This window comes from Candidatus Nitrospira salsa (assembly GCF_965152625.1).
On sequence record NZ_CBCUCO010000002.1, the window covers coordinates 417,868 to 441,743 of the forward strand.

A 23,876-nucleotide genomic window follows, 5' to 3' on the forward strand; every position below is an offset into this window, starting at 1 on the left:
TTACAGGGCTATTACCCCAAGAAGCCACAAGACAACAATTAAACTCAATGGCACGCCGAGTAACCATAAAAGTATAGGCATAATAATCTCCTTTATAAAATTGGTTCGCTTTACTCTCGACACATGTCCGCATGTGCCGAGGGTTATCTCTGGGTACGTTGAATCATCATCGTAGCAAGTGAAAGTGAGTGTTCTCTATGGACAATTTACTTACTCGCTCTATCATTATGTCTAATTTGTTTGAGTCTCTCACACCCGTCGCTTGAGCAGTTGTTTCATCCCTAAAAATGATTGTGTGTCGGGAATTACCTTCCAGGACAGAAGTCATTCAAATATTCCGGAAACATCTAGGATAAGGTCTTGGTCCAAGATAAAGAAAAGCTCCGTACGTTACGGAACTAACAACAGAGATGTCATATTTATTTTTGAATTTCCACGGATGTGGTTGGACCTTCGAACCAATTGAGGTTGAATTCCACTCGTGCACCGACGACCAACGCGTTTTGAATGGCTGGATTGGTATCAGGATTAATAATGTATTGAATGTTAGGTTGGATAATAATTTCAGAGCGAACGTTGATCGCGTATGTCATTTCTACAGCTATTTCTGCAGTATCAACTGAGTTTCCAGATCTCTGCTGTGCTCTCTCGAAATGACTACTATTGAATGCGGCAGCGACACCGATCCCAATCTCGTCATTCTCACGATTGGGCAGGAGACCGCGGTAGACCATACCTCCGCCATAATACTGAGAGAAACGATTCACCCGAGGATCAGCAAAGCCGATTCGAGTAAATAGTGTGAGATTCTGTTCTCGATCCTGCGGTTCCCGATAAACGATTTTCTCTGCGAAACCATATACTCCGTAAGTCATATCCCGTTTCAGTGGTCTTCCTAAAAGGTCGACTTCACTGAGATCATTGAGGTCTGTGGTGTAACCCCATAGTCCAATAGCGTACTTTGCTTGGTAGACGATTGGAGCAGCCCGACCCACTCGTTGAAAGGTTAGACGAAATGGACGTTGCTTGAGGATTTTTTGTTGATCTCTTTTTTTTCTCTCTCGTTGATCATAGTAGGCAAGCTCTGTGGCTAAAAGTAGGCCGTCCTTTCTATCTAATTTGACTTGTGTCCCAGTGACGTCGTTGGGGGTTCCTGACACGCCATCAGCAAGAACGGCACGAATGATGACGTCATCGCTGAGAATCGCTTGTCCTCTGATCGCCAAGGATGTTGTAGGAAAGGTGGAGGGGCCGTTTATCCCACTTGTGGCGAATTCCGGACCTGTGCCAAATGAACCATTCAGAAATAGCTCCGAGGATGATCGAATGACATCAAATTCAGAAGTTACGTCGTACAACCCTGCCAATAATGAGAAGCGTTGTTGAAGGAAATTTTGCTGATACCAGGCTTCAAATAGTTTCCAGTCATTGGGAGCCGCGATGTTACTTACGGCCTGAATATCGCCAACGTTCTTACTGGGATCATTGCCATATAATCCCAAACCATACACAAAGAATGTGGCTTCATCCCAGTTTAAAAGTTTTTTGGCATCAATCACGAGTATTAAATCGAGGTCACCAATGAGTGCAGTGTTTCGATCAAGTCCCCCTGTCACATTGGCCATCACATCATTGGTATTGATGGTTTGAAAGATGACACCTTTTTCATTCATGTATGATTGAATAGCCCCCCAGTGATCAATGATAGAGGCCTCATCTGATTCGAGAGAGGCTTGAGATAATCCAGGGAAGAGACTGTTACAAACAGAAATGAACAGACATGTGATGATGCAGGGTCGTGGATATCTTCTCAGTTTTTTAGTCCCTGACGGAACAGCTATGCAATCGAGAAAATACATCAGCTTTGGTGCCGAAGGACCATGCTTAACGTAGATAAGCGCTCTGCAGGCAGAGTTACTTTTCCGAAGCGAGTAAATCTATTTCAGTATTTTTAGTCTGTTCTTTATCAGTCGAGATTTGTGCAATCATATGAAGATCTTTGGACACGTCGGCAATGGGCCTGGATGGATCAGTTTGTGGTGGGGCACTCTCCTTGCTTAGTTCTTGTGGGGGGCCATGGTCTGACATGGTCTGAGCATCGATATGAGAAAGTCCCTGTACTTTGAGACGGTAAATGGGTTCAGGCATCTCGTAATTTGCAAGATCAAAGGCCTCCTTCACATTACGAATAGCCTCACTTTTCACTTTTAAAAAATCAAATTGATCTTGCGTCGTCCATGCCAATATTTTCAGCACCACATTGGAATCGCCGAGTTTTTCAACGAAGCAGCGAATGGGTGGATCTGCAATCACTCCAGGTGTTTGTCGTAATGTCTTAATAGCCAGTTGGCGAGCCGCTTCAATGTCGACAGCTGTGTCAATTCCGACTTCGAAGGTGAACCGGCGTTTGGGATTGCGAGAGTAGTTGAGAAGAATGCCTTTGTAGACAGTTGCGTTAGGAATGCGTACATGGTTTCCGTCTAGGGTCATTAAAATAGTCTCCCTCGACGTGAGCTTCATGATTAATCCTTCGTACCCCTCTAGAACTACATGATCGAGTGGGCGGAATGGTTGCCGAAGACTTAGCAAGAGGCTTGCAATGTAGTTTTCTACCGTGTCCCGAAGGGCAAATCCGACTGCGAGCCCCATGATTCCGGCCACTCCTACGATGGTACCCAATAAGGCCGTGGCGTCCAAAATTTCAAGCATAACAATGAAACCAATAAAGAGAATGGCGCCACGTACCGTTTGCCTTACCAATGACTGTAAAAACACATTCGGAGTGACTTTTTTGTAAAAAGTACTCCAGTTGCTGATAAAAGAGGCCAGAAACCAAAAGAGAAGAAATACACAGATCGCAATAATCAGGAGAGGAATCATGGAAACAAGTTCATTCAATTGAATGAACAATTTTTCTTGAACAACAGAGAGTCGATTCTGTATATCTCGTTTTTGCGCGATGTTATCGGTCACACTGACCACACCCTCAGTCCGTTTGGCTAGTTCAAGCGCTTGTTGATGGGCGTCTTTTGAAAGAGTTTCGCCGGATAGCTGAATCACCCCAGCATTCACTGAAACGTCAACATTGGCGAGTGCTGGAATATTTTGATAGACGTCGATGAGTCGGGCTTTGATTAACTCATCCTCGACTTTGCCTGGCCCAACAGAAATTTCTGGTGAAGGGTCCTGTGGCACGGCTTCTGATGGAGTAACATTTTGGTCAGCGGGCTCTTGAGAGTAAATAAATTGTGACGAGATGATCAAAAGGCCAAAAATGCAAACAAGGATAAGTCGCGAGTAGTGTGTGACGTTCATAGGGTTTGCCGCATCTTTAATGGATACTATACTTCTCAGGTGAGGGTGAACTTATCGTTCAATACATATAGTTTTCAGAGGAAATGAAGAGGGTGGAGCTAAAGAGCTATTGCAACGGTCGTAGGTATTCGTACTTCATGTGTTCGCGAAATTCGAATAACACACTTGAGTGCGTTTGACCTAACCCCACTACTCATCCCAACCTACGTTGGGGATTTGACTCCAATGTTTGCTATGGCTGCCGTACCCTGTTTCGCTCAGGTTTTTCCCCAAAGATCAGTTTAGTCAATGTTCGAGTCATGACCATCACGAGATATGCTTGTGCCATACTTTTTACTGGATTTTTCGGTTGGTCATCTACATGAGAAGTCTTTGTCTCATACCTGTCTTGAGGTGGTATTGGCTCGAATCCACTTTTGATGCTTCGTGTAACAGCATCAAAAGTGTTGAAGAGTCGTTCTCCTTGATCTAGCACCGCCACGTGCATCCGTTTCACGGTATCCCCGATATCTCCGATGGCGTGGCCCAGCACCATAGCATGGGTTATTCCCAGGCGAGTCTGATGGGTCACGCCACGCACATTGTGGCTTATTTCGTGGAGATTGTCGAGCAATAATGGTGTCTCTTTGTTGAGATGCTCAAGAAGGTGCTCAGCCTGAACGAGCGTTTTTTTGACTTGTATGATGGTGCTCACAAGAACACCGAGTAGACCGACGAAGGCTATCATAGCAGCCACGATTGTGAGTTCAACCAACACTTCCATATTGTTATCCATTCGAAATTAAAGAACACGGAGAAATTCTACCAAGTCATTTTTCTCTTGAGTCGTCATCTTTCGTTGAAGAACAAGATTGAAAAACTCCACCGTATCTTCTAACGTGAGCAATCGTCCGTCATGGAGATAGGGCGGGGAGTCTTTGATTCCTCGTAAGGGCAATGTTTTAAACAAACCTTCCGCACGTCCTGGCTTTCCTTCTGATGTCGATCCCACATGATCGTAAAATCGTTCAACTTGTAAATCGTGCAAACTGTTGTCAGTGTAAAATGGAGCTGTGTGACAACTCGCACAATTTTTCATGAAGACTGCCTCACCTCGAATTTCAGCTTTTGTCGCCTTCGCGTGATCCAGTGAACCCTCGACCGTAAGTTTCGGGGCAGGAGGAAAATCCACAATGTTTTGAAATCGAGCCATATGACTGGCTTCTTCACGACTAAAAAACCGACCACCTTTTTCTGCTGCTTTGGCCAACACGTCATCAAAGTAGGCCGTGGCCCCTTCGCTTTGAGTGAAGTCCTCAAGAGATCGAAGGCCTCGCTTAGACCCTAAGCGGTCTTGGGCGAATGTTCCACGCATCGAGATGGTGTCGATACGGTAACGCTCACTCTGTGGCCGAACATCGGGAGTCAGCTCAAATGCGCCAGAGGTATGTCCATTGATATGACAGTCCATACAGGCCGCACCCTCGACGGGTTGTGCGGTGGAACGATCAGCTGTAACGTTGTGACGTTGTGCAGGAATTTTTTTGAGCAAGAGTCGAAGTCCTTCTTTTTGTCGAGGAGATAAGATCTCTTTATCGCCAAAGATGGCTTCAAAATTTTCAGTGGAGATGACCTGTCCTTTGCTGACATCACCTAAGTCAGGTCGTCCGACGAGAAACAGCGGAGGTGGAAACTCTGGAAGATACGTTATCGGCAAATCATGACCAGCATCGACTCGCTCTAGCCCATCCATCTGTTGAATTTGATGATCAGGGAAAATAAAGCCTCCTACCTTCTGGAGGGGAAACCATAGGGGTGGGTAAGGGAAAATCTTACGATCTTTAATTTCCTCAGGTGACAGTTTGGCCAGTTTTTCCCAAGTCACGTCTTTTTTAAGTTTTGCTGTTGGACCAACAGGAATGTGCTTACGACCTCCCGACATCGTGACAGTTGGATGAGTGCGACCTGACAATTCGTAACGCTCATTGATTGTGTTCATATGTTTGGCCATCACCTCTTTCTTTTGAGGAAGAGGGTCAAGCGGCTTGGGCGCATCAACCATGGGCTTGCCCATGAATTTATCATTGGAAAGTGAGCGAGTATCGGATGCTTGGCTGTCTCTGGCGTCGGAGGCGAGAAGGGGTTGTTGAGCTCCGAGCGTCGTCATGCTTATGATAACCGTCGCGGCTACAGCAAAACAGGTGGTCTTGTTTAAACAATGCTTGAACATCATGTTTCTCCTCAATTTCGATTCGGTGACGATACGGGTGCGATAATATCCCGTGGAGTACCCATGAATCCGCCAATAGCTGCAGCTGCAGCTCCGAATAGCATTGAAATAAATGTCCAGAGGGATGCCTGAGAAATGGTCTCAGCTGTAGCATCGGCTGCTATCCGAGCTTTCTCCTGAGCTTGACCTTTGAATTCATCATATTTGATAACGGCTTTTTCATATGTGTCTTTCCATCGTTGGACAGTTTGTTCAGCTTCCTGCTGGCTCATATTCGTCCTCGCGACTAAAACATTAACGACTGCCTTGCGATCCACCTCTGAAAACACGTCTTTCCCCTTACGCATCACCTGATCAAGTATGGTCAGTAGTTCTTCATCAGTTTGTTTAGGTTTGCTTGCAGCATCTTGAGCCGAAACTTTCGCGTTTGCGGCTACTGCCTCCGCCTCATTGGAGAGGTTCTCAGCCTGAAGTTCCTCTTTCCCTGTTTGTTGAAGGAGGATTTGTGCCTCCTGTTTGATATCCTTCCAGGTGACGTCGCTTTGTTCCATCTGACCCGTGACTGCGTTTGTGATGCTGGGCGCAAAACCAGACAGGCCTTGTCCTGTGGCGGCCAGGGCATTACCGACAAGCCCGAAGGTGCCCCCAAGAAGACTACCCGCTGTCGTGGTTAATAAGTACATTGTGACAAGGGTGGCTGCTCCCCAAGTAATGAGGCCGTGTAACAGTCCATCAGTTCGAAGTGGCATTCCTGCAAGTCGCCCTGCGACCCACCCACCAAGCAACAGTGCAATCATTGTGGTCACGATCCACCAAATACCTGCCCCGACGCTGAAGCTTGAAGCCGTGGGGGTTTCATCAATCAAGGGATCAATCGTACTAGCGCCGATGCCGATGCCAAGTAAGCTGAGAGAGAGCTGAACAATAAGAACGATAATAAGTCCGGCAAAGATAGCTGCCCATGAGATCCGTCGTACCATTGCTGGTTGGTCGTCGCGATAAGGCTCTCTTGTTAATATATCCATTGGGAAATCCTCCTGATTTATGAATAGTATCCTTAGGTGGTCGGTTCTTGTGGTTTCTGCAGAGGTGATTCAGAGGAATCATGATAACGGTTGCAATCTACTTTCAAGGTATCACCTTTTTGAAAGGAGGGTTAGTGGACAAATGGAGGAAGGCCGAACTTGTATTGTCCGTGTGCGTATCAGTGATTCTTGAGGAAAGTTTTAGGGATAATAAGATGTGTGCGGCAGTGATTCGTCAGGGTAGAGAAGGAATGTCATTTTGTCGTATCAAGAACTCCACAACTGTCGCATTCAACGGTCCTGCTGGGGAATACGTCAGCAGGAGGTTGGCTGAATCTGATCACGACGGTGTCCCCCTTGATTTTTCATGAGGTTTTCTGTTTATTCGGGACGTGTTTGGTCTACCCGAAGGCGAAGCCGCCATTGCAGGGGAGTTTTAGGATCTCGAGTGTAATGATTCTGGTCCTCTCCTACTTCAACATTTCTTAAGGGAATTGATACTTTGTCTTTCATATGCGGAAACGAGTCCGCAAATATTAAATGGACAACATGTTCAGTGCATCCCGACACTTGTGCATTTAGGTCCCGAGCATCAGTAAAGTCCACGGTGATTCTCTCTTCTGGATTAATCCATGGTGTGATTAATGCCGATTTTTCTGAATCAGTCATATTCCCTCAAGATAAACTAAAAGTTTTTGAAGTAGACGGTCGAATTTAAAGGTCGTTCCCTAGAGCGCTCATTCATGATTTTTTATATTGCATCATTTCTTTTATCTTCACTAGTGGACAAATAGATTTTATGAACATGTTAAAAGTCTATGACTTTATGAAACAGACGACTCGTAATAATTTCTTTTGTCCGACTTTTCTTATGCAAGCCAGTAGTATTTATTGGACATTGTATTGTATTAGTGATGTGCCAACGAGTCTTAGTCAACAGCGGAGAGGAGCTCATGTTTGTGTGTCCTATACATATACAATGTAAAAGATTGTATATCGTCCGTTTCTAATTTCATCTCAATCCGGTATGGTGTTATTAAGAGGCATATGCTTCTGTATCTTGCACATGCTTTTATTCGACGGCCATATGTTCAGGTCATAGGTCTTGACTATGCGCGCTCAATGATCCTTACATTTAGGAACCCTCCTGACCTTTATGCCTGAATCTCATTCAAGAACCTCTCTCGCGGAGAAACACCTTTGGCAAATCACTCCGGTTCGTGATCTTTTTGTGATCGGGGTGCTGATCTTTGTTCTCTGGGCTGGCTATGCACTCCGTAGTATTTTCACGCCTGTTCTCATCGGGTTACTCTTTGCTTATCTCTTTAGTCCTCTGATTACCTACACCCAAACGCGCTGGCATTTTCCTCGTCCTCTAACGATTACGCTATTGTTTGTTTTATTAATTGCTGTTGGGGCAGGATTAATTGGTTGGTTAGGTCCTATCGTCCAAGAACAAGTGGTGACCCTCACGCAGAAGGCTCCATCTTATCTTGAGAATTTGGCGCAACAGTACAATATTGACGTAGCGCATCCACGGGAGCAGCTTCAAGATGCAGTATCTACCCTAAAAATGAACGCCATGTCGCTGATAAAGGCGGCATTGACCGGAACGAGTCAAGCGTTTGGTTTTTTAGGGAGTGTCGTGGGCGCGACAACCTATTTTCTAATCTCATCCGCTCTGATTCCAATATATTTTTTCTTTTTTGCCTGGCACTTCCCTTCAATGATTCAACATATCGAAGAATATGTCCCTTCAAGTCGTCAAGATCGTATATTGGAAATCGTGCAACGCATGGACCATGCAGTCGGGAGTTTTTTTCGAGGACGTCTTGTGATTGCCGTGCTAATGGGTGCCATGTTGTCGATTGGCTGGTTAATCGTCGATGTGCCGTATTGGTTCCTTCTAGGAATTGGAACCGGACTCTTTAGCATCGTTCCCTATGGAGCAACTTTGGGCTGGCCATTGGCAGTCTTGTTGAAATATCTCGATATGACGACCGGTTCTGGAGCCCCAGGTTTTGATTGGACAGCGGTAGTACTCTGGCCTTCCGTGGTGTACGGGGTGGTTCAACTTCTTGAAGGCTGGGTCTTAACGCCTTTTGTCCAGAGCCAGTCAACAGAACTCAGCGCGGTGACCATTTTAATAGTCGTGTTTATCGGAGGAGCCGTCGGAGGTCTCTATGGATTGATTTTAGCCATCCCTCTGACTGCGTGTGTCAAGATTCTGTTTCAAGAAGTCGTGTTCGTTCGTCTTAAGCAGTGGGCTGCAGAGAACTAGAAGTGGACCTTGATTCTTGGACAGTTCGCTAAGTGAAATTTCTGCCCTTCCTTTCGCACCAGCTGTGCCTTGAGATCAGAAAAATGTACGGCATTAGGAGTTTGCCGGTTCAATGTCTGATGACGGCGCATGCTGTTATAAGATTGAAAATAGTTGGTCGGTCCAGTGCCCACCGTGGCCGGTGTGTCAGGGCGAGTGTCCATGGAGGCGAGGTAAGTCCAAGACAGCTTAACCCCTTGTCTGATTTTGTGGGGAGGATCAAATAATCAAAGAATTACGAACCCAAGTCTTGACTTATTTTGTTGCAAATGAACTGACTTGAAATACAGTCAGTGTTATTTGATCGCAGCGCAGAGCGATTTCTCGATATCTTCAGTAGAAGAGTTAACCAGAGTTTTATTAAGCTCTAAAACGATTTTATCGGATACCTCCTGGTGCAGTATGGGGCGAAGTTCACCTAGAGTTTCAGGATCGGCCATGAGAACCAGATGGCTGAATTTTCCTGAGTGGGCGAGCTTATAAAGATGTTCCGCCAATTGCTTAGAGAATGTTGCCTCGTCCGTCTCACTAGGAGATGATTCTTTGGGGCGATTACCAGAAGGTCCATCATCAGCTAAACTCTTGGGAGTCAGACCCCCATCAGATCGGAGCTTGATATCCCCTGAGTCGCTTTGATTACGGAAAATTTTAGCTTCTGTGCCGGTTGTTACAACTACAAGTGTGTTTTTCGGTATATTCGTGCTACTCATTAGGTATTTCCTTCCCCTCTCAATATTAATATTCTGTTCGCTTCATTGAGCCAACATATTTAAAGCGTACAACGATTGTTGTCACCATCCTACGACAATTAAATATGGTCTGGTCAACCCAATCAGAACATTCCAGTTAAACAATTTTATTTATACTGGCCATTTGGGGGTTATATCGATTTAGGATTTTCTCCTAAATTCCTCAGTTGAACGTATCCAAGTGTATGGTTTTAGGCTATATGGTAGAGGTTCGCATGATCCTTTACTTCACTATCTCGACCTTCTCAGTAGTCCTTTAATGTCGGAAGGTCCTGCGCAGTGGCCAACACCATTGCGTGGGCCGGAAGAAATTGATGAGCCAAATGAAACTCCCACTGTCTTCCCTTTCGAAAAACAACAGTTGATACGAGAGTACGCCTGCCGCTTCAAGTTTGCGCTGAATGACAAAAGTGACTATTTCTGATCTTTGCCGGCCACGATGACCGTATATCGAATGCCTTCTATAGCTGACACTGCCAACATTTCGTCAATATAGGTTTGACATGCATGTACCACGTTCCCGGCTTCATCCCATTCGCTTTCATGGCGTGCTGATGCCCAACGCTACGCTCCGATCCCAGATTAGCTAGGCGAGTGCGCCCAGGCGCCGAACATCACCGATGCGGATGGCGATCTCTCTCTTAGCCTTAACACGGGTTTGCATGAGTTGGGCCCAAATACTCAAGCGCGTCTTTGCCTTGATGCTTCTGGCGGCTATCGAAGATCCCACAGTGATCGTCAAGACTTCCGCCCATCTGGGATGGCCCACCCGCGCCCCACCAATGGGCACAGCCTACCTCGACGCGTTCATGCAAAGCAGACAGTTTAATCTCCTCCTTGGATTCCGGTACAAATATCGATAGGGTCCTTTTCTCCCTCTCACACGCCATAAGCGAGCATCCGGTTGGACATCATCCCTGGCAAAAGGGCCAGTCTGGCCCTATGCGCAGTGTGTACTCACGCGTGGCAGACACAATGTTCGCATATTGCCCCTGCAATGGGGGCATTGGTCGTTCTCTGTTCACTCAAGAATGCCTTGTAATATTCCTATTCCTCATCAGGATTCCTCTTTGGTAAACAGAACGGCACGAATCAAATCCTTGCTATCAGCGCGGCCACCCAGCGAGCCTGCCAATAAGGCCAGCCCACCAATTAACAAGCTCAGTTTCAGATGAGCCAGCAAGCCCGTCGCTGGTCGAACCGTTGTCCAGGTCTCCATCAGACGATACGGAAAAATACTGATGATCGCGACATAGACTAGCAGAAGGAATCCCAGGTTGACGATCAACATGGTTAGAAATAGACTGGCGATCGCGACCGCTTCAGTGACCACAGCGGATTCCGACACGACGCGGTCTCGACTGAGGATCGGCCCGAACGCAAAGGTTTTATACAAGGCCAATGTAGCCCCAATATTTGTCAGTAGCGAAAAAATAACCAACTGGTACATTTCCATGGTGCTGGCGACATCCCACATATCCGGTGTGAAGAATAGGAAAATCAACACGGATATGGCCGCTGTTGCCATGGTTGGCAATTGAGCGAGCAGGCTAAGCGGATTGGCCCGTATAATGCCGGTCATGATGCCGCGACTGTTGATCGCAAGCGCCCGCAGAATGAAACTAAATTGACCCTTGTCATGCTTGCTGACTCGCTCCCGGGCTTCAACGGGCAGGTTACGGACAACGGTTTCGCGCTGTTGCTGTGTGAAGTTGGCCATGGTATCAAGCTCTTCCACATTCTTGAAGTCAAACATCACGTTGTCGGGGTCCTGCACGCGTGACAGATTTACAATGCGGCCAAAGCTGTACAGCATCAACGCAGCTAACCGATTGGGTGACGCGCAGGTTGGACTTTGTTCGACCCGAAATTCCGGTTCCAATCGCTTCGTGGAAATGACGGCGATATTCGTTAGCTGACTGGGTAGTGCCAGGGCGAACGAGAGTTTGGATGCAGCAAGATCGACTTCGGTTACGATCAGCAGAAAATCGATGTTACGCTCGATTTTTTCGCTCAAACCCAGACGGAGAAAATCTAGCGCGGCGTAGGCGCCCGATTCGGGTGTGAGGTGCGGACCGGAAAAGCTGAATGTGGTAACGCTGATTTGTAGTTCTTCGGAAAGCGTTTGCTTGAACGTTTCGATGGCGGCCTCGACGGTAGTCTCCAACGCGAATTCCTTTTCCGAATTGACTGCAGCTTTCATGATTCCAATTATGTAGCGATCTGCCATGGGTTCGATCCTTAAAGATTTTACATGCCGGAATAACTTAGTTAACCAGAGCGCATCCGGAAACACGTGTTTTGAATTCATGGTGCTTTTGTAGGTTCGAATTTATTCGGACGAATCCACGTGTTAGCGAATCGCATTGCCCGAATAAATTCGGCCGGCGAGGTCGTCCTCTAACTCAAAACCCCATCCCGGGATAGGACCACCCTTCTCGTCATGACCCGGCGGAATTCCGGCAACGCTTAGCTACACTTGTCCCACGTTCCCGGCTCCACTCATACGCTTTCATGGCGTGTTGGAGCCCAACGCTGCGTTCCGATCCCAGCTTGCAGTAGGGGGAGTGCGCCCAGGCGCTAAACATCGCCGATGCGGACGGCGCGCGTTCCCCAACCGAGTTTATTGGGTCCTCACCGTGATCTAGGCCGTACATTCGACATCAAGAAGACCCCTTTGCCTAACATTTCAATAAATCCCTCTTGTAAGTGCGTTCGAAGGTTTTTCTGAGTGAAGCCCTTATGGCGTTCAAGGCGCCTTGTCTAGGACGATCCTTAGATTGGCAGGCTTTCGCATCAGTGGATTCGAATTTATTGCGCTGCGGAGTTTTCTTCATAAAAGTCCTTGATTCCTTCAACAAATTTCCTTGTTTTAGCTAGTCAATAACTTGATTGTGTCGGGCACCCAATAGTCCTGACTCATAGCAATACCTCCCTGTTCGTGATGGGCTACCCAATAAATGTCTTGGAATCTCTCGTTCTCAATCATTCTGTTCAAGAGTTCCTCATGACAATCGGTAGTCAAACATATCCTTGCACGTATCCTTGACCACACTTGCGGACAGGTCTTACGGCACATTTCATGCCATTCATAATTGCTAGTACATCATCATCGGTCGACCCGTAGGCTGTGGGTCACCAATTGGTTGTGGATCATCCATTGGTGGTTCATCAGGTGGTGAAGGTGTGGGCGGTTCCTCGACTGGTGGTTCTTGGGGAGAAGGCTTGGGTGGTTTGACAGGTGGTTTCTTTGGATCATTCGGTGGTTCTTGTATTGGAGAATCATCATCTTTAAGTTTGGACGATTTGTTTTTGGATTGTTGAAGTATCATGCATTATTTCCCTATGAACTCTGTAAAATCGACAATGAGGAATACAACAGATTATTAAAATATATAAGTTTACCTCAGGTCATGAAGAAACTCGGACATTTCCTTGATCTCAAAAGAACTTTTATCCGTAGGAAGTTCATAGGTTCTTTAATAGAATAAACGATCAAGGCATATCAAGAACTCTTGAAGTGTTGAGTGTACGATGTTGTTGATTTCGTCAACACCTGAGTATTTATTTCGATGAGTGCAAGCAATATCCGCTGAAATTCTCACGGGAGCAGAGGTCCTTTTATGATTATGATCGTGACACACCAGCCGCAATTACGCAATGAACTGATAGAGCATCTTAGTCTACATGGTTATGAAGTGCTTGTGCCTCCTCATCGACAAGATGTATGTGCTCTCGTGCAAGAGACTAATCCTCAAGTTATTATTATAGATCTGTATGTCGCTGATCCTAATGGCCTTGAGATTGTAGAACGGTTGCGGCGTCAGGGGTTTACTGGGAGAATCTTAATTATCGCAGGTGCATCAGTTCGGAGTGCGGTTCCGGAAGCCTTGCGTCGGGGGGCTGATCAAGCTATAGGCGGACCACAAGGAACTGGAGCTCCGCTTATGGCAGGACAAGTAGAGGCCACGATTCGTTCGTTCTTTCATAAGGAAATTCAAAAACTAGCCTATAAGCTTTTCGAAGAAAGAGGACACATATGTGGTGGAGAGTGGGAAGATTGGTTTGAGGCTGAACGCCAAATTTTAAAGCGACAAAAGTCTCGACATCTCAACTCGATTTCTACAGAAGCCACGGCAGATAAGTGGGTGCGACATTCATGAGCAGGAAGAACATGACGTGCTTTCGTATTGTTGGCTTCTTGAGACTGGCTAGTGGCCATGTTGTGTGTAAAGAAGTTAATGAATACTCGAAAGGAAATTGAGAAGCGACATTGTGTTCTAGGCTGATTCGTTCTATTGGACGTCTATTAATTCATGAACGATTATTCTTTTGCCAGTTCATAATTTTCCATTCTTGACTCCCGTTAATCCTCCAGATTTTGCAACGAGAGATCGTGAAAGATCCTGCTATCTTCTTTCAGTTGCTCGAACTGCATTTCTCACTCTATGCATGAGATTTTAATGTTAGTAAGTTGTTGATTTCATGACGATTTATAAGGTTTACATCTTCTTTCCTCTACCGCCATTCTTGTTCCACAGGTTGCCTGCCTCAAAGCTTCTCTGTAGAATCCAATACCTTTTGACCGCTAATCAACCTGTGTTATCAGAACAAATGGATACTCAAAACCCTGCCACAGATCTCATCATTAATACGGAAGAAGAGTATGATCAATTTATCCGAGCTTCAATGCCCATGCTCTTAGAGAGAGCGAGTACGTATTCTAAGAAAATTCTCAGAGAGACGGATGATTGGACTGAAAATGTAAGCCATGAGAAATTAGCCTTACGCTTGGGGTATGAATTAGTCGAACGGTTTCTTTTGTATGCACGTACCGAGATTCCGTGTCGACCGACTCTCCTTTTGGACAGCTATGTCGCAAAATATTTCAGCCAGCCAACCTCTTTTGTTCCTAATAATAAGCCCGGCACCGCGCTTGAGACATTTATTGATGGTCTGGCTTCGAAGGCGGTGGTCAGTCGGGATGCACTCATTGCTCAATTTACGCACTTTTATGCCTTAACACCGTCTCAGGTGATTAAGTTACTTGGGTTAGCAGAAGAGCAAAGTCAAAGAATTTACAAAAATTTTACTCGTTGGCGGCGAGCTGGATGGAATCAGACGATGAAGGAGATCGGGTTGACGCTTCCACAAATAACCAATTTAGAACAACAGTTGGAAAGTGAGCCACATATTGTTTCACAAACCGCAAAAGAGTTACTTGTGCAATTTCAATCTCATTACCGAAAAAGCGAGCCAGATCATTATCCCTGTCAAACAAAAGATCAATGGGAAGAGATGTTCATGGATGGACATGGCCAAGACTATCGAGTCTGGCATTTGGCGATGTGTTTCCCATGTCTCAGTAAGGTGTACAGTTCGACGATTGAGGGTGAACTTTCTGAGGAACCTTTGAAAATGAACCTCCATATTCAACCGGGACTCATATCATCAAAAAGTTAGGAGCAGGATACGGTATATGGTCCCGCATAAAGAATTGACCCTGTATCAGCAAGACCTTGTTCAGGCATTGTTGGACCAGGCTGAACGAAGACGAACTGAATCTCTTGGATCACTTCAGGTTTTCATTGGTGATAAAAGTCTTGGGTCCGTTGAATGTGCTGACCAGGTCAAGACTGAAAAAGTCTTTGAAATCGGAGCAACATCAGACCCAATTGAACTTCGTTCTTCATCTGGACTTCCCGTTGGTCTGTTGTCTGTTGAATCGCTGAAACCATCGACTGCTCAATTTCTGGTCGGACAGCATCGTATTGAACTTTGGGTGAAACCACAAGACGATACCAGTGTGCTTCATCTAACGTTAACGAATCTTTTGGCCATTCCTCGACAAGTCCAGGCCTTGGATGATGATCGGGTTGAGAATGCCCATCACATGGTGACAAAGCCTTCGAATTACTGGTCAACGGTAGCTCTGGCTGCTCAAGTCATTTTGGCTGTGGGTGTGGTCATGTTAGTTGTTGATCGGTTTTCTTCAACGATGAATGCTCCGAGCGGTCAAAGCTTACAAGTGGATCTACAGAAACAGCAGTTGCAACAGGTTCTTCAGCAATTGACGGCGCTTGAGAACCGTCTTGGAACTACTCCTGTTGTTCCGGTGAAACATGAAGGCGAAGACGTGTTGCATGATGATTTAGAAATTCAAACTGTTAGTCAGGTCCAGACGTTGATACCCGATACGTCGGTTCTGGAGACAAAACCGGTATCGGCAGAGAAGGGACTCTTGGAGCGTCGTCCAGTTTGGGTTCGATTTAAAAAAGGTGTGGCAGATATTCGAAGAAGTAATTTCTTTAAAGAGGTTTCAGCGCAAGAACATGCACAGGTGGGGGGATGGTACTCGTTTAATCTTGATATCCCCAAGTCACAACAGTTCGATGACGTTCTGGGATCTTTCGAAAAGAGTGATGACATTGAGGTCATCACCACTTCAGTGGTCACGCGCCGCGTACGAGTCCGATTCAAGAATGGTAGTAATGATCACGATATTACGAAATTTTTCGAAGAAATACGAATTCCCCAAACCGCGCCCAAGGGTGATTGGTACGACCTCAATCTTTCTCTTCCTGAACCAGTTCAGCCAAAGTCCTTTATCAACGAATTACGTTCACGAAGTATTGTCGATCAAGTAAAAGTCGATCTGGATGGGCTTCCTTCATTTTAGAGATCCCCTCCCTCCTTGTGTCACACGGTTCATGAGTTTCACTACAGTGCTGTATGATTAGGGACAGGTTGGCAAACACCGATGCTGCAAGATGACTGAGTCGATGATATCACCACATTGGATGCAACGTTGAATTGGAATTTTCAGCATTCCGCTGTCCAAGATATTGTCACACCAATCGCGGACTAATAACCCTCCACACCGTGAGCAGTTATCCTCGAACTGTTTTTCTGATATTACCTTGATTCTGTGTTGATCGGGCTCTGGTATTTTGGAAAGTATGTGTGGCATCTCCTCCCCCTTCTGTGTTTAAAACATGAACAAGCTACTATGTTGGCCAGACAAGGCATAGCTTGTACTTCATGAATGCATATCAAAATTTTGGGAACAGGTGAAGTGGACAAACACGAGAATGATGGAAAGAAAATATTCAGTGGTTCCAGGATATTAGTGCAAATGATCAACGGCATGAATGTCCATAGGCGGGCTTTAGCTAGGGGATGGTTGATCTGCAATGAAAGAAAACACTCATGAGGTAGACATTTCCACTCTGATCTTTCCCAAAACGTCTATTGTGAAGAAGGGAGGGGCTTCCTTTATAACTATGGGATGACTTGTTTGTTCAAGCGACCCCCGTTCAAGAAGATGAATGATGTCTTAGATTGACACCATAGCCATGACCCTCTCAGCATTTAAGGAGAAAGCACTCATGCAGAACCAGACAATCTACAAAGCTCAGTCCTTTAACTTGAGCAATTTAAAGGGCATATCTGATCAAAGTTTAGAAATGCATTTTAAGCTGTACAGCGGGTATGTGAAGCAAGCGAATAGTCTTCTTGAGCGGATCAGTGAATTTTTGAAAGATGGTGTTATTGATCAAGAAGAAAAGCCGGCGTACTCAGAGCTCACACGACGCCTTGGGTTTGAATATAATGGCATGGTCCTCCATGAATTTTACTTTGGGAATCTTAAAAAGCAAGGTATTGGTGCACCTGGTTCGCAGTCAGCATTTCGAAAAGCCGTTGAGTCCAGTTTTCCGAGTTACGAGATATGGAAAGCTGACTTTATGGGAGTCGCAAAAATGCGTGGGGTAGGATGGGCGATCTGTTATCAAAATCCCACCAATCAGCGAGTCTCCAACCACTGGGTCAGTTTACATGAAATTGGCAATGTGGCGGGCTTTCAGCCTCTATTGGTTCTCGACGTGTGGGAACATGCGTATCTCCTCGATTATGCGCCGTCCGATAGACCGAAGTATATCGAAGCGTTTTTTGAAAATATTGACTGGGATGTCGTTGACTCGCGTGTTGAGAGTGCTCGTTAGTGCCGATAGATGGATTATTATGTCATTTAAGAGGCAATCAATGTCAAAATACAATGAGTCTGAACGTTCTTCCATTATTCCTGTCCTTGCAGGGTTTTTTCTTGGTGCCGGACTCGCGTTGTTATTCGCACCTAAGTCAGGTCCTCAACTCCGCCGAGATCTCAATCGCAGAGCACAAAATGCTAGGGAGACCTTTGAGGAAACTGTTGATAAGGTAAAAGAACAAGGACAGGAAGCAATTGATGTGGCCGGTGAAGTTATGGAGGAAGCCAAGTCTGCATTTGAGGCCGGTCGAGATCAAGCCCGGAGGTCGTAACGTCAGCAAGAGAGGAAGCGCTCTTTTTTCTTTTCATTTATTCAAACACATTTTTAGGAGGAACAACATGAAGCACGTACTGACTTATGCAAGTATCATCATGATATCGATGATGGTCATGATGGGATGTCAATCCATGACGGGGAAAACCGCAGGTACGACCGTCGATGATGCGATGATTACCTCTTCCGTCAGTGCAAAACTTGCTGGCGATAGTATGTCATCCATAGCTCGTATTGATGTAGATACGGAAAGAGGTGTCGTGATGCTGAGTGGCATTGTGGAAGATGCGGAAACGAAAGATCGAGCCGAGCAGTTAGCCATGCAAGTCAATGGGGTCAAAAGTGTGACAAATAACTTGCAAGTGCAAAATTAACAATCTCTACCAAGTCTCCGCCCTGCCTTAAAGAAATGTTATAAGGCAGGGCGCTTTTTTTTTAAATGTCAGCATTGAACTCATGCAAGCATCCTCGCTGCGAATCGTCTCTCTTCTCCTCTATAATTTAAATACTCGTACATCTTGCTCAATGAGTGTATGAGCAATGTTTTTTTAAAGCTCAGAATTGTTTTCAGCCGATGCTCCTCTCGTAATGAAAAATATACGTCTGAGTCGCTTGCGGTATTGGACAGCAATTTTCTAAGGTTCTATCGAGTTTATGCTTTTCCATCACAGTGAAATTAAACAGTTCAGTGTAAACGTGTCTAATGGGCATAGGTGTTGGTGAAATATTATAAAGTTTCCTATACCACATTTCCCACACTGTTGAGTTTGCATGAGTTAAAAAAAGGTTGTGCTTAGTCGTACCTGATGTCCGAAAAATCAAAATGGCAATTAAATGGACTCTCCTGGTGGGAGTTTTTCAATCGTGTGTGGGAGGAAGTTCTACGCGATGATTTGTTGGGAAAATCCGCGCAGTTAGGTTTTTATTTCCTCCTAGCGTTGTTTCCTGCATTGTTGTGTCTCACAGCTTTGGTTGGGTTACTGCCGATACAATCCATTACTCCCGACCTACTTAGCTATCTCAATACCGTTCTTCCCTCAAATGCTATTCCGTTAATCGAAACCTACTTAGAGCAGGTCGTGTCCGGGAGTGGGGGCGGTGTTGTGTCATTGAGTTTTCTGGGTGCCTTTTGGGCTGTCTCAACCGGAATGGCTGCCATCATTGATACGCTCAATGTTGTCTATAATGTCAAGGATTCTCGGCCAATGTGGAAAACACGCGGTATTGCCATGATTATGTCGATAGGAGCAAGCGTGTTCGTTATTGTTTCCATGTTTCTCATTCTTGCGGGCGGATACATGAGTCAATGGATTGCCGAAATCGTAGGATACGGTGCCGTGTTTACCATAAGTTGGGCCATAGTACAGTGGCCACTCGTCGTCGCATTCATGCTGTTAGCGGTGAGTATGATTTACTATCTCGCACCAAATGTCTCTCACCGATGGCGTATGATTACGCCTGGTTCAATCGTGGCTGTTTTTCTCTGGCTCTCTGCTTCTCTGGGCTTCAAATACTATGTCGCCCATTTCGGGACCTACAATGCTGCCTACGGTTCTTTGGCGAGTGTGATCGTCCTAATGTTGTGGTTGTATATGAGCGGGTTAGTTTTACTCATCGGCGGAGAAGTAGATGTCGTGCTTGAAGGTTCGGCCAGAGATCAGACGAGAACGTAGTTTCATCGCCTCACATTGTTTGCCCTGCCTCATCCACACGAAATATCGAGATTCCTCAAGCTTACAATTTTGGTGTTATTAATAAGCGTAAAGAACTTATTGAGGCGAGGTCTTAGAGTGATAGACATTTCAGCGGGGAGTGATCACGTTTTGTCCATTGAGGATCAAACGATGTCTCAAGTATTACTATTATTAACATTACGTTAACAATGTTTTTTATCATTTAAGGAGGTTTGTATGAACAAGGAACAATTCAAGGGCAAGTGGAATCAATTCAAAGGGGAAGTCAAACAGCAGTACGGAAAACTGACTGATGATGACCTGAAGGAAGTTGAGGGAGATTATGATAAATTTCAAGGGAAAGTGCAGGAGCGATACGGCGATGAGAAACAAGCGGTTGAAGATTGGGCCGAAAGTTGGCACAAGAATAATACGTGAAGCATGAGAATTCACGTACTCGAAGCCTATAAATTTGTACAATGGAGGACATTATGACTATTACTCGTAAAGTTTTGGCATGCACAGCATGTTTGTTGTTTGTGTGGACGGGGTCGACATGGGCTTTTTTTGAATCGAACAAAGAACTGTCAAAGTCGGCAAAGGTTACGCTTTCTGAAGCCGTCGAAACAGCTGCTGAAGTGGCCCCAGGAAAGGCCGTTGAAGCTCAGATAGGTGAAGAAGACGATCGAGTGGTTTATTGGATCGAAGTCATTGACGCGAAAAACGCCACCCGCACGATTTATGTGGATGCGGAAACTGGCAAGGTCGTCAATGTGGAGAAAGATTGAATTAGCAAAAAGGATAACAAGGAGCAAATTAGCGTATGAAAAGTCCTAAATTGGCAGTAGGAAGTTTAACCTTTCTACTTGTTGTGCTAGGTATGACCAGCTTAGCCTGGTCGGACTTCAAAACCTACTCGACATTCAACGAATCACTCAGATCCGAGAACATGTTTACGATTTTCATTCTCAATAAGGATCAATTCCAGGGTTCATGGAAGCAGTTTAAAGGTGAGTTGAAAGAAGAGTGGGGCCAATTCACAGATGATGATCTCCTCGAAATCGAGGGAGATATGGATAAGTTTGAAGGGAAACTACAGGAGCGCTATGGAGATCGGAAGGAAGAGCTCAGAGAATGGACGGACAGATGGTTCGAGCGACAGACGTTCGAGTCGCAGTCACGTCCGATCAATCCATAGGTGAGATTTCATAATTATTTTCACGAATATTATATCAACTCAAAAGGTGAGTGTGTGAGGAGCTCACAGAAAAGGAAATATAATGAAACGATATTCGATGGTTCTATTCATTTCACTTTTACTCATGGGCGTGAGTACCGGATCTGCCTGGGCGTTATTCGAGTCGAAAAAAGAACTTGCCAATTCAACTAAAGTTACGATGGCTGAAGCTATTGAGGCTGCTGTGAAGACAGTTCCAGGGAAGGCCGTCGCGGCGGAAATTGATACCGAAGATGATCGGACGGTTTTCGAAATAGAAATCATCGATACGGCGGGAAAAACTAAAGAGGTCTATATCGATGGGCAAACGGGTGAGGCTCATAAGGTGGAGGATGAATAGGTTGTTAGCGTAAAAAGCGAAGCTCGGGGTGAGAATGAATGATTAAGGTGTGATCTGATGAATTTCTTTCAACCCCGGGCTCATTCGCAATCCGGACTTGTTGGTCACTGAAAGCAGGTTGTCAAGTGCATTTAGAATGATTTCGTCAATTGGTCCGGTACGAAGTTCAGGCTGATCGAGAAGGCTTTTGTAGACCTCGGCTGAAAGTTCCTGTGCCGACAATGGGCGTTTTAACGTTACGACTAGGCCCTGTGCATTATAGACGTGATCAAGGCCTGCTAAAAACCCAAAGACAAACGATGCACGGTTTTGGGGAGTAAGTTCCATCCATTTCTTTGCCTGAACGTCGTCAGCATTTAAGATAAATGCCCCGTGTCCTTCTGAAGGCACACTTAAAGCGCACGCGAATACAAACCATATGAGGCTAATCATTCGTATAGTCTGAATGGTGTTTGGATGTGTCATGAAAAATAATTCCTCGTGGAGGTTAGGCTCAAACTAGACAGTGCATGACCATGGTGTCTTTGCACATGGATACTATGTAACATGTTGAAAAACTTGTGATGAGCATAAATGGATTTCCGCTATGAGTTTATGTTCGATTTTAAATGTGAGCCGTTGTTTGTTTGATACAGAAGTATTACCAGACTATTTGTATTTCGGGCATTAGTCAATATGAGTTTCATTTTATCAACCTCACGATATCGATAACGATGTTACGAAGGTTACAATCTCTATTAAGTTATACTCTTCGGGCTACAGACGGAAGCCTTGGTGGGGTCAAAGATCTGTATTTTGATGATTCCAAATGGGTCATTCGGTATCTCGTGGCTGAGACTGAAAGTTGGCTGCCGGGGCGTTTGGCGTTAATTGCAACAGAGGCTCTTGGGCAGCCAGATGATGAAGAGAAGGAGTTCTTAGTTAACCTGACGGTAGAAAAGATTAGGAAGAGTCCGACTCTTGAAACTGATAAACCTGTCTCGCGCCAAAAAGAAGAGGCACTACGCGCATATTTTCAATGGCCGGCCTATTGGGATCTTGCAGGAGCCGCTGTCGCACGAAAGTTGAAACCCGTCATGCCTGAAATGGCAGACGCACTGGAGTCAGCTGAAGATGGAGACCCGCATCTTCAAAGTGTGAATGAGGTCTTAGGCTACGGAATTCAAGCTACAGATGGTGAATTAGGTCATGTCAAAGATTTCGTGATTGATGATGAGCATTGGAATGTGCGCTATATGGTTGTTGATACGCGAAAATGGTTGCCAGGGAAAACAGTACTTGTCGATCCTCATTGGATTGGAGACATTAGTTGGTCAAATCAAACGGCATCAGTGGCGCTTTCTCAAGCACAGATTAAAAGCAGTCCGGAATTTGACTCAACTCTTCCGATTCATCGGAAATATGAAGAGCAACTGTACGATCATTACGGGCGTCCGAAGTATTGGTCCAAATGATCTTTTTTGAGTGATGACTGATTTAAGGCACCGCGCGCATATGATTAAGGAGGGGAAATGATGAAAATGATATCAAGATTATCTACAGTGCTGTTTTTGAGTTTGACCCTTTTGCTGCCTGCACTCAATGGGTGTGAACAGCAAGGTCCTGCCGAACGAGCGGGGGAATCAGTAGATGAAGCCACCGAAGACGCAGGAGAGGCCATAGAAGAGGCAGGGGAGGACATGGAAGATACGGCTAATTAACCAACCGGTACCACGGACTTTCCAAAGTTCGTTGGTGGTCAGTTGCTTCTCAGCAAGGCAGAAGCCATTTGAGACAACTCTAAAAAGATCTATCTGGGGATCTTCATATTATGACTATGCATTATTTCGGTCGAGTATCTCATATTCGATTTCTGTGGATCAGTGTTGCTTGTCTACTGCTTTGGGGTTGTCAAAGCAATCCGTATACAGATCGCTCTCAATTATTATTGGTTCCTCAATCATACGAGAATCAGATGGGGAATCAAGCATATAAACAGGTGTTGAAGGACCCGGAAGTCAACATTTCACAAAACCCTGAGACGGTTAAACTCGTCAAGCAGGTTGCTGATCGGGTTATTCAGGCCGCCAAAAAATCAAAGTATTCTGAGAAAGCGAGTGCGTACGAGTGGGATGTTTCGGTTATACAAAATGATAAGACCCTGAATGCGTTCGCTCTTCCTGGTGGAAAAATTGCTATTTATACCGGCATTTTTCCGGTCGCCAAGAACACTGCTGGACTTGCCGCCATTATGGGGCATGAAGTCGTGCATGCTTTGGCTCGTCATGGAGCTGAACGAATGAGTCAGGGACTCGTCACTCAAGCGGGGCTGACCGCTGCGGCGATTGCCTTGCAAACTCAAGGATTAGGCGGTGTAGGAGGCCAGTCCATTATGTCAGCGTTAGGAGTAGGAGCCCAAGTTGGCGTCGTCCTACCGTTCAGCCGTGAACACGAATCCGAAGCTGACTATATCGGGCTTCTTCTGGCGGCTGAGGCTGGATATGACCCTCGCGAAGCCGTTAGAGTATGGCAACGAATGAAACAGGCTTCGGAAGGACAACAGCCGGAATTTTTATCCACCCACCCAGGTCATGATACACGCATACGTCAATTACAAGATTGGATGCCTGAAGCGTTGACACGTTACCGCAATGGTCCTGAGGCACCCGTGCAGAAACTACCCCCGGTGCAGTAAATCGCGACTGCCC

The 23,876-nt window shown here is 45.6% G+C and carries 26 protein-coding genes; 16 read left to right on the forward strand and 10 right to left on the reverse strand.

Going from position 1 to position 23,876, the window contains the following annotated elements:
- Positions 1 to 419: 419 nt before the first annotated feature.
- From ACWQXP_RS03710 to ACWQXP_RS03735, 6 genes are all read right to left on the reverse strand, one after another.
- A complete protein-coding gene (locus ACWQXP_RS03710; protein ID WP_454061495.1) occupies positions 420 to 1,673 on the reverse strand; it encodes a carbohydrate porin in 1,254 nt (417 codons plus the stop codon).
- A 241-nt stretch (positions 1,674 to 1,914) separates the two neighbouring features.
- The gene (locus tag ACWQXP_RS03715) at positions 1,915 to 3,315 is read right to left on the reverse strand and encodes a BON domain-containing protein (RefSeq protein ID WP_454061496.1); all 1,401 of its coding nucleotides are present in this window, start codon (positions 3,313 to 3,315) and stop codon (positions 1,915 to 1,917) included.
- Between the two features lie 232 nt (positions 3,316 to 3,547).
- Positions 3,548 to 4,078: a hypothetical protein gene (locus tag ACWQXP_RS03720; RefSeq protein WP_454061497.1), complete on the reverse strand. Its 531-nt coding sequence runs from the start codon at positions 4,076 to 4,078 to the stop codon at positions 3,548 to 3,550.
- 18 nt (positions 4,079 to 4,096) lie between these two features.
- Positions 4,097 to 5,527, reverse strand: a complete 1,431-nt coding sequence (locus ACWQXP_RS03725) for a cytochrome B6 (protein ID WP_454061498.1) — start codon at positions 5,525 to 5,527, stop codon at positions 4,097 to 4,099.
- A gap of 8 nt (positions 5,528 to 5,535) precedes the next feature.
- Positions 5,536 to 6,549: a TIGR04086 family membrane protein gene (locus ACWQXP_RS03730; RefSeq protein ID WP_454061499.1), complete on the reverse strand. Its 1,014-nt coding sequence runs from the start codon at positions 6,547 to 6,549 to the stop codon at positions 5,536 to 5,538.
- A 381-nt stretch (positions 6,550 to 6,930) separates the two neighbouring features.
- Positions 6,931 to 7,218 carry a hypothetical protein gene (locus tag ACWQXP_RS03735; protein ID WP_454061500.1) on the reverse strand — a complete coding sequence of 96 codons (288 nt, stop codon included), beginning with the start codon at positions 7,216 to 7,218 and terminating at the stop codon, positions 6,931 to 6,933.
- A gap of 487 nt (positions 7,219 to 7,705) precedes the next feature.
- On the opposite strand from ACWQXP_RS03735, the gene ACWQXP_RS03740 reads away from it, so the two are divergent.
- Positions 7,706 to 8,830 (forward strand): AI-2E family transporter, encoded by a 1,125-nt coding sequence (locus tag ACWQXP_RS03740; RefSeq protein WP_454061501.1) that lies wholly within the window; start codon positions 7,706 to 7,708, stop codon positions 8,828 to 8,830.
- A gap of 335 nt (positions 8,831 to 9,165) precedes the next feature.
- Here the strand turns inward: ACWQXP_RS03740 and ACWQXP_RS03745 are convergent, their stop codons facing one another.
- A complete protein-coding gene (locus ACWQXP_RS03745) occupies positions 9,166 to 9,579 on the reverse strand; it encodes a host attachment family protein (RefSeq protein ID WP_454061502.1) in 414 nt (137 codons plus the stop codon).
- 701 nt (positions 9,580 to 10,280) lie between these two features.
- Here ACWQXP_RS03745 and ACWQXP_RS03750 point away from each other — a divergent pair.
- Complete coding sequence (locus tag ACWQXP_RS03750; RefSeq protein ID WP_454061503.1) at positions 10,281 to 10,481, forward strand: hypothetical protein; 201 nt, start codon at positions 10,281 to 10,283, stop codon at positions 10,479 to 10,481.
- Positions 10,482 to 10,675: 194 nt separating this feature from the next.
- Here the strand turns inward: ACWQXP_RS03750 and ACWQXP_RS03755 are convergent, their stop codons facing one another.
- On the reverse strand, positions 10,676 to 11,848 hold the full coding sequence (locus ACWQXP_RS03755) for a hypothetical protein (RefSeq protein ID WP_454061504.1): 1,173 nt from the start codon (positions 11,846 to 11,848) through the stop codon (positions 10,676 to 10,678).
- An 868-nt stretch (positions 11,849 to 12,716) separates the two neighbouring features.
- Positions 12,717 to 12,950, reverse strand: a complete 234-nt coding sequence (locus ACWQXP_RS03760) for a hypothetical protein (protein WP_454061505.1) — start codon at positions 12,948 to 12,950, stop codon at positions 12,717 to 12,719.
- Between the two features lie 291 nt (positions 12,951 to 13,241).
- Between ACWQXP_RS03760 and ACWQXP_RS03765 the strand changes: the two genes are divergently transcribed.
- From ACWQXP_RS03765 to ACWQXP_RS03815, 11 genes are all read left to right on the forward strand, one after another.
- Positions 13,242 to 13,781 carry a response regulator gene (locus tag ACWQXP_RS03765; RefSeq protein WP_454061506.1) on the forward strand — a complete coding sequence of 180 codons (540 nt, stop codon included), beginning with the start codon at positions 13,242 to 13,244 and terminating at the stop codon, positions 13,779 to 13,781.
- 451 nt (positions 13,782 to 14,232) lie between these two features.
- On the forward strand, positions 14,233 to 15,081 hold the full coding sequence (locus tag ACWQXP_RS03770; RefSeq protein ID WP_454061507.1) for a hypothetical protein: 849 nt from the start codon (positions 14,233 to 14,235) through the stop codon (positions 15,079 to 15,081).
- A 16-nt stretch (positions 15,082 to 15,097) separates the two neighbouring features.
- Positions 15,098 to 16,297 (forward strand): hypothetical protein, encoded by a 1,200-nt coding sequence (locus tag ACWQXP_RS03775; RefSeq protein ID WP_454061508.1) that lies wholly within the window; start codon positions 15,098 to 15,100, stop codon positions 16,295 to 16,297.
- 709 nt (positions 16,298 to 17,006) lie between these two features.
- Complete coding sequence (locus ACWQXP_RS03780) at positions 17,007 to 17,621, forward strand: superoxide dismutase (RefSeq protein WP_454061509.1); 615 nt, start codon at positions 17,007 to 17,009, stop codon at positions 17,619 to 17,621.
- Positions 17,622 to 17,661: 40 nt separating this feature from the next.
- Positions 17,662 to 17,937 carry a YtxH domain-containing protein gene (locus ACWQXP_RS03785; protein WP_454061510.1) on the forward strand — a complete coding sequence of 92 codons (276 nt, stop codon included), beginning with the start codon at positions 17,662 to 17,664 and terminating at the stop codon, positions 17,935 to 17,937.
- A 67-nt stretch (positions 17,938 to 18,004) separates the two neighbouring features.
- The gene (locus ACWQXP_RS03790; RefSeq protein WP_454061511.1) at positions 18,005 to 18,313 is read left to right on the forward strand and encodes a BON domain-containing protein; all 309 of its coding nucleotides are present in this window, start codon (positions 18,005 to 18,007) and stop codon (positions 18,311 to 18,313) included.
- Positions 18,314 to 18,745: 432 nt separating this feature from the next.
- Positions 18,746 to 19,612: a YihY/virulence factor BrkB family protein gene (locus tag ACWQXP_RS03795; protein WP_454061512.1), complete on the forward strand. Its 867-nt coding sequence runs from the start codon at positions 18,746 to 18,748 to the stop codon at positions 19,610 to 19,612.
- Between the two features lie 237 nt (positions 19,613 to 19,849).
- Positions 19,850 to 20,050, forward strand: a complete 201-nt coding sequence (locus tag ACWQXP_RS03800) for a CsbD family protein (RefSeq protein WP_454061513.1) — start codon at positions 19,850 to 19,852, stop codon at positions 20,048 to 20,050.
- 53 nt (positions 20,051 to 20,103) lie between these two features.
- Positions 20,104 to 20,400 (forward strand): PepSY domain-containing protein, encoded by a 297-nt coding sequence (locus ACWQXP_RS03805; protein ID WP_454061514.1) that lies wholly within the window; start codon positions 20,104 to 20,106, stop codon positions 20,398 to 20,400.
- 35 nt (positions 20,401 to 20,435) lie between these two features.
- Positions 20,436 to 20,810: a CsbD family protein gene (locus ACWQXP_RS03810; protein ID WP_454061515.1), complete on the forward strand. Its 375-nt coding sequence runs from the start codon at positions 20,436 to 20,438 to the stop codon at positions 20,808 to 20,810.
- 82 nt (positions 20,811 to 20,892) lie between these two features.
- Positions 20,893 to 21,189, forward strand: a complete 297-nt coding sequence (locus ACWQXP_RS03815) for a PepSY domain-containing protein (protein WP_454061516.1) — start codon at positions 20,893 to 20,895, stop codon at positions 21,187 to 21,189.
- A gap of 42 nt (positions 21,190 to 21,231) precedes the next feature.
- On the opposite strand, the gene ACWQXP_RS03820 is transcribed toward ACWQXP_RS03815, so the two are convergent.
- On the reverse strand, positions 21,232 to 21,654 hold the full coding sequence (locus ACWQXP_RS03820; protein ID WP_454061517.1) for a hypothetical protein: 423 nt from the start codon (positions 21,652 to 21,654) through the stop codon (positions 21,232 to 21,234).
- 248 nt (positions 21,655 to 21,902) lie between these two features.
- Here ACWQXP_RS03820 and ACWQXP_RS03825 point away from each other — a divergent pair, with 248 nt between their 5' ends.
- The 3 genes from ACWQXP_RS03825 to ACWQXP_RS03835 all read left to right on the forward strand — a co-directional run bounded on the left by ACWQXP_RS03825 (position 21,903) and on the right by ACWQXP_RS03835 (position 23,863).
- Entirely contained in the window at positions 21,903 to 22,643 is a 741-nt protein-coding gene (locus ACWQXP_RS03825) for a PRC-barrel domain-containing protein (protein ID WP_454061518.1), read from the forward strand.
- A gap of 57 nt (positions 22,644 to 22,700) precedes the next feature.
- Positions 22,701 to 22,889 carry a hypothetical protein gene (locus ACWQXP_RS03830; RefSeq protein WP_454061519.1) on the forward strand — a complete coding sequence of 63 codons (189 nt, stop codon included), beginning with the start codon at positions 22,701 to 22,703 and terminating at the stop codon, positions 22,887 to 22,889.
- Between the two features lie 254 nt (positions 22,890 to 23,143).
- Positions 23,144 to 23,863 (forward strand): M48 family metallopeptidase, encoded by a 720-nt coding sequence (locus ACWQXP_RS03835; protein ID WP_454061520.1) that lies wholly within the window; start codon positions 23,144 to 23,146, stop codon positions 23,861 to 23,863.
- Positions 23,864 to 23,876: the final 13 nt, after the last annotated feature.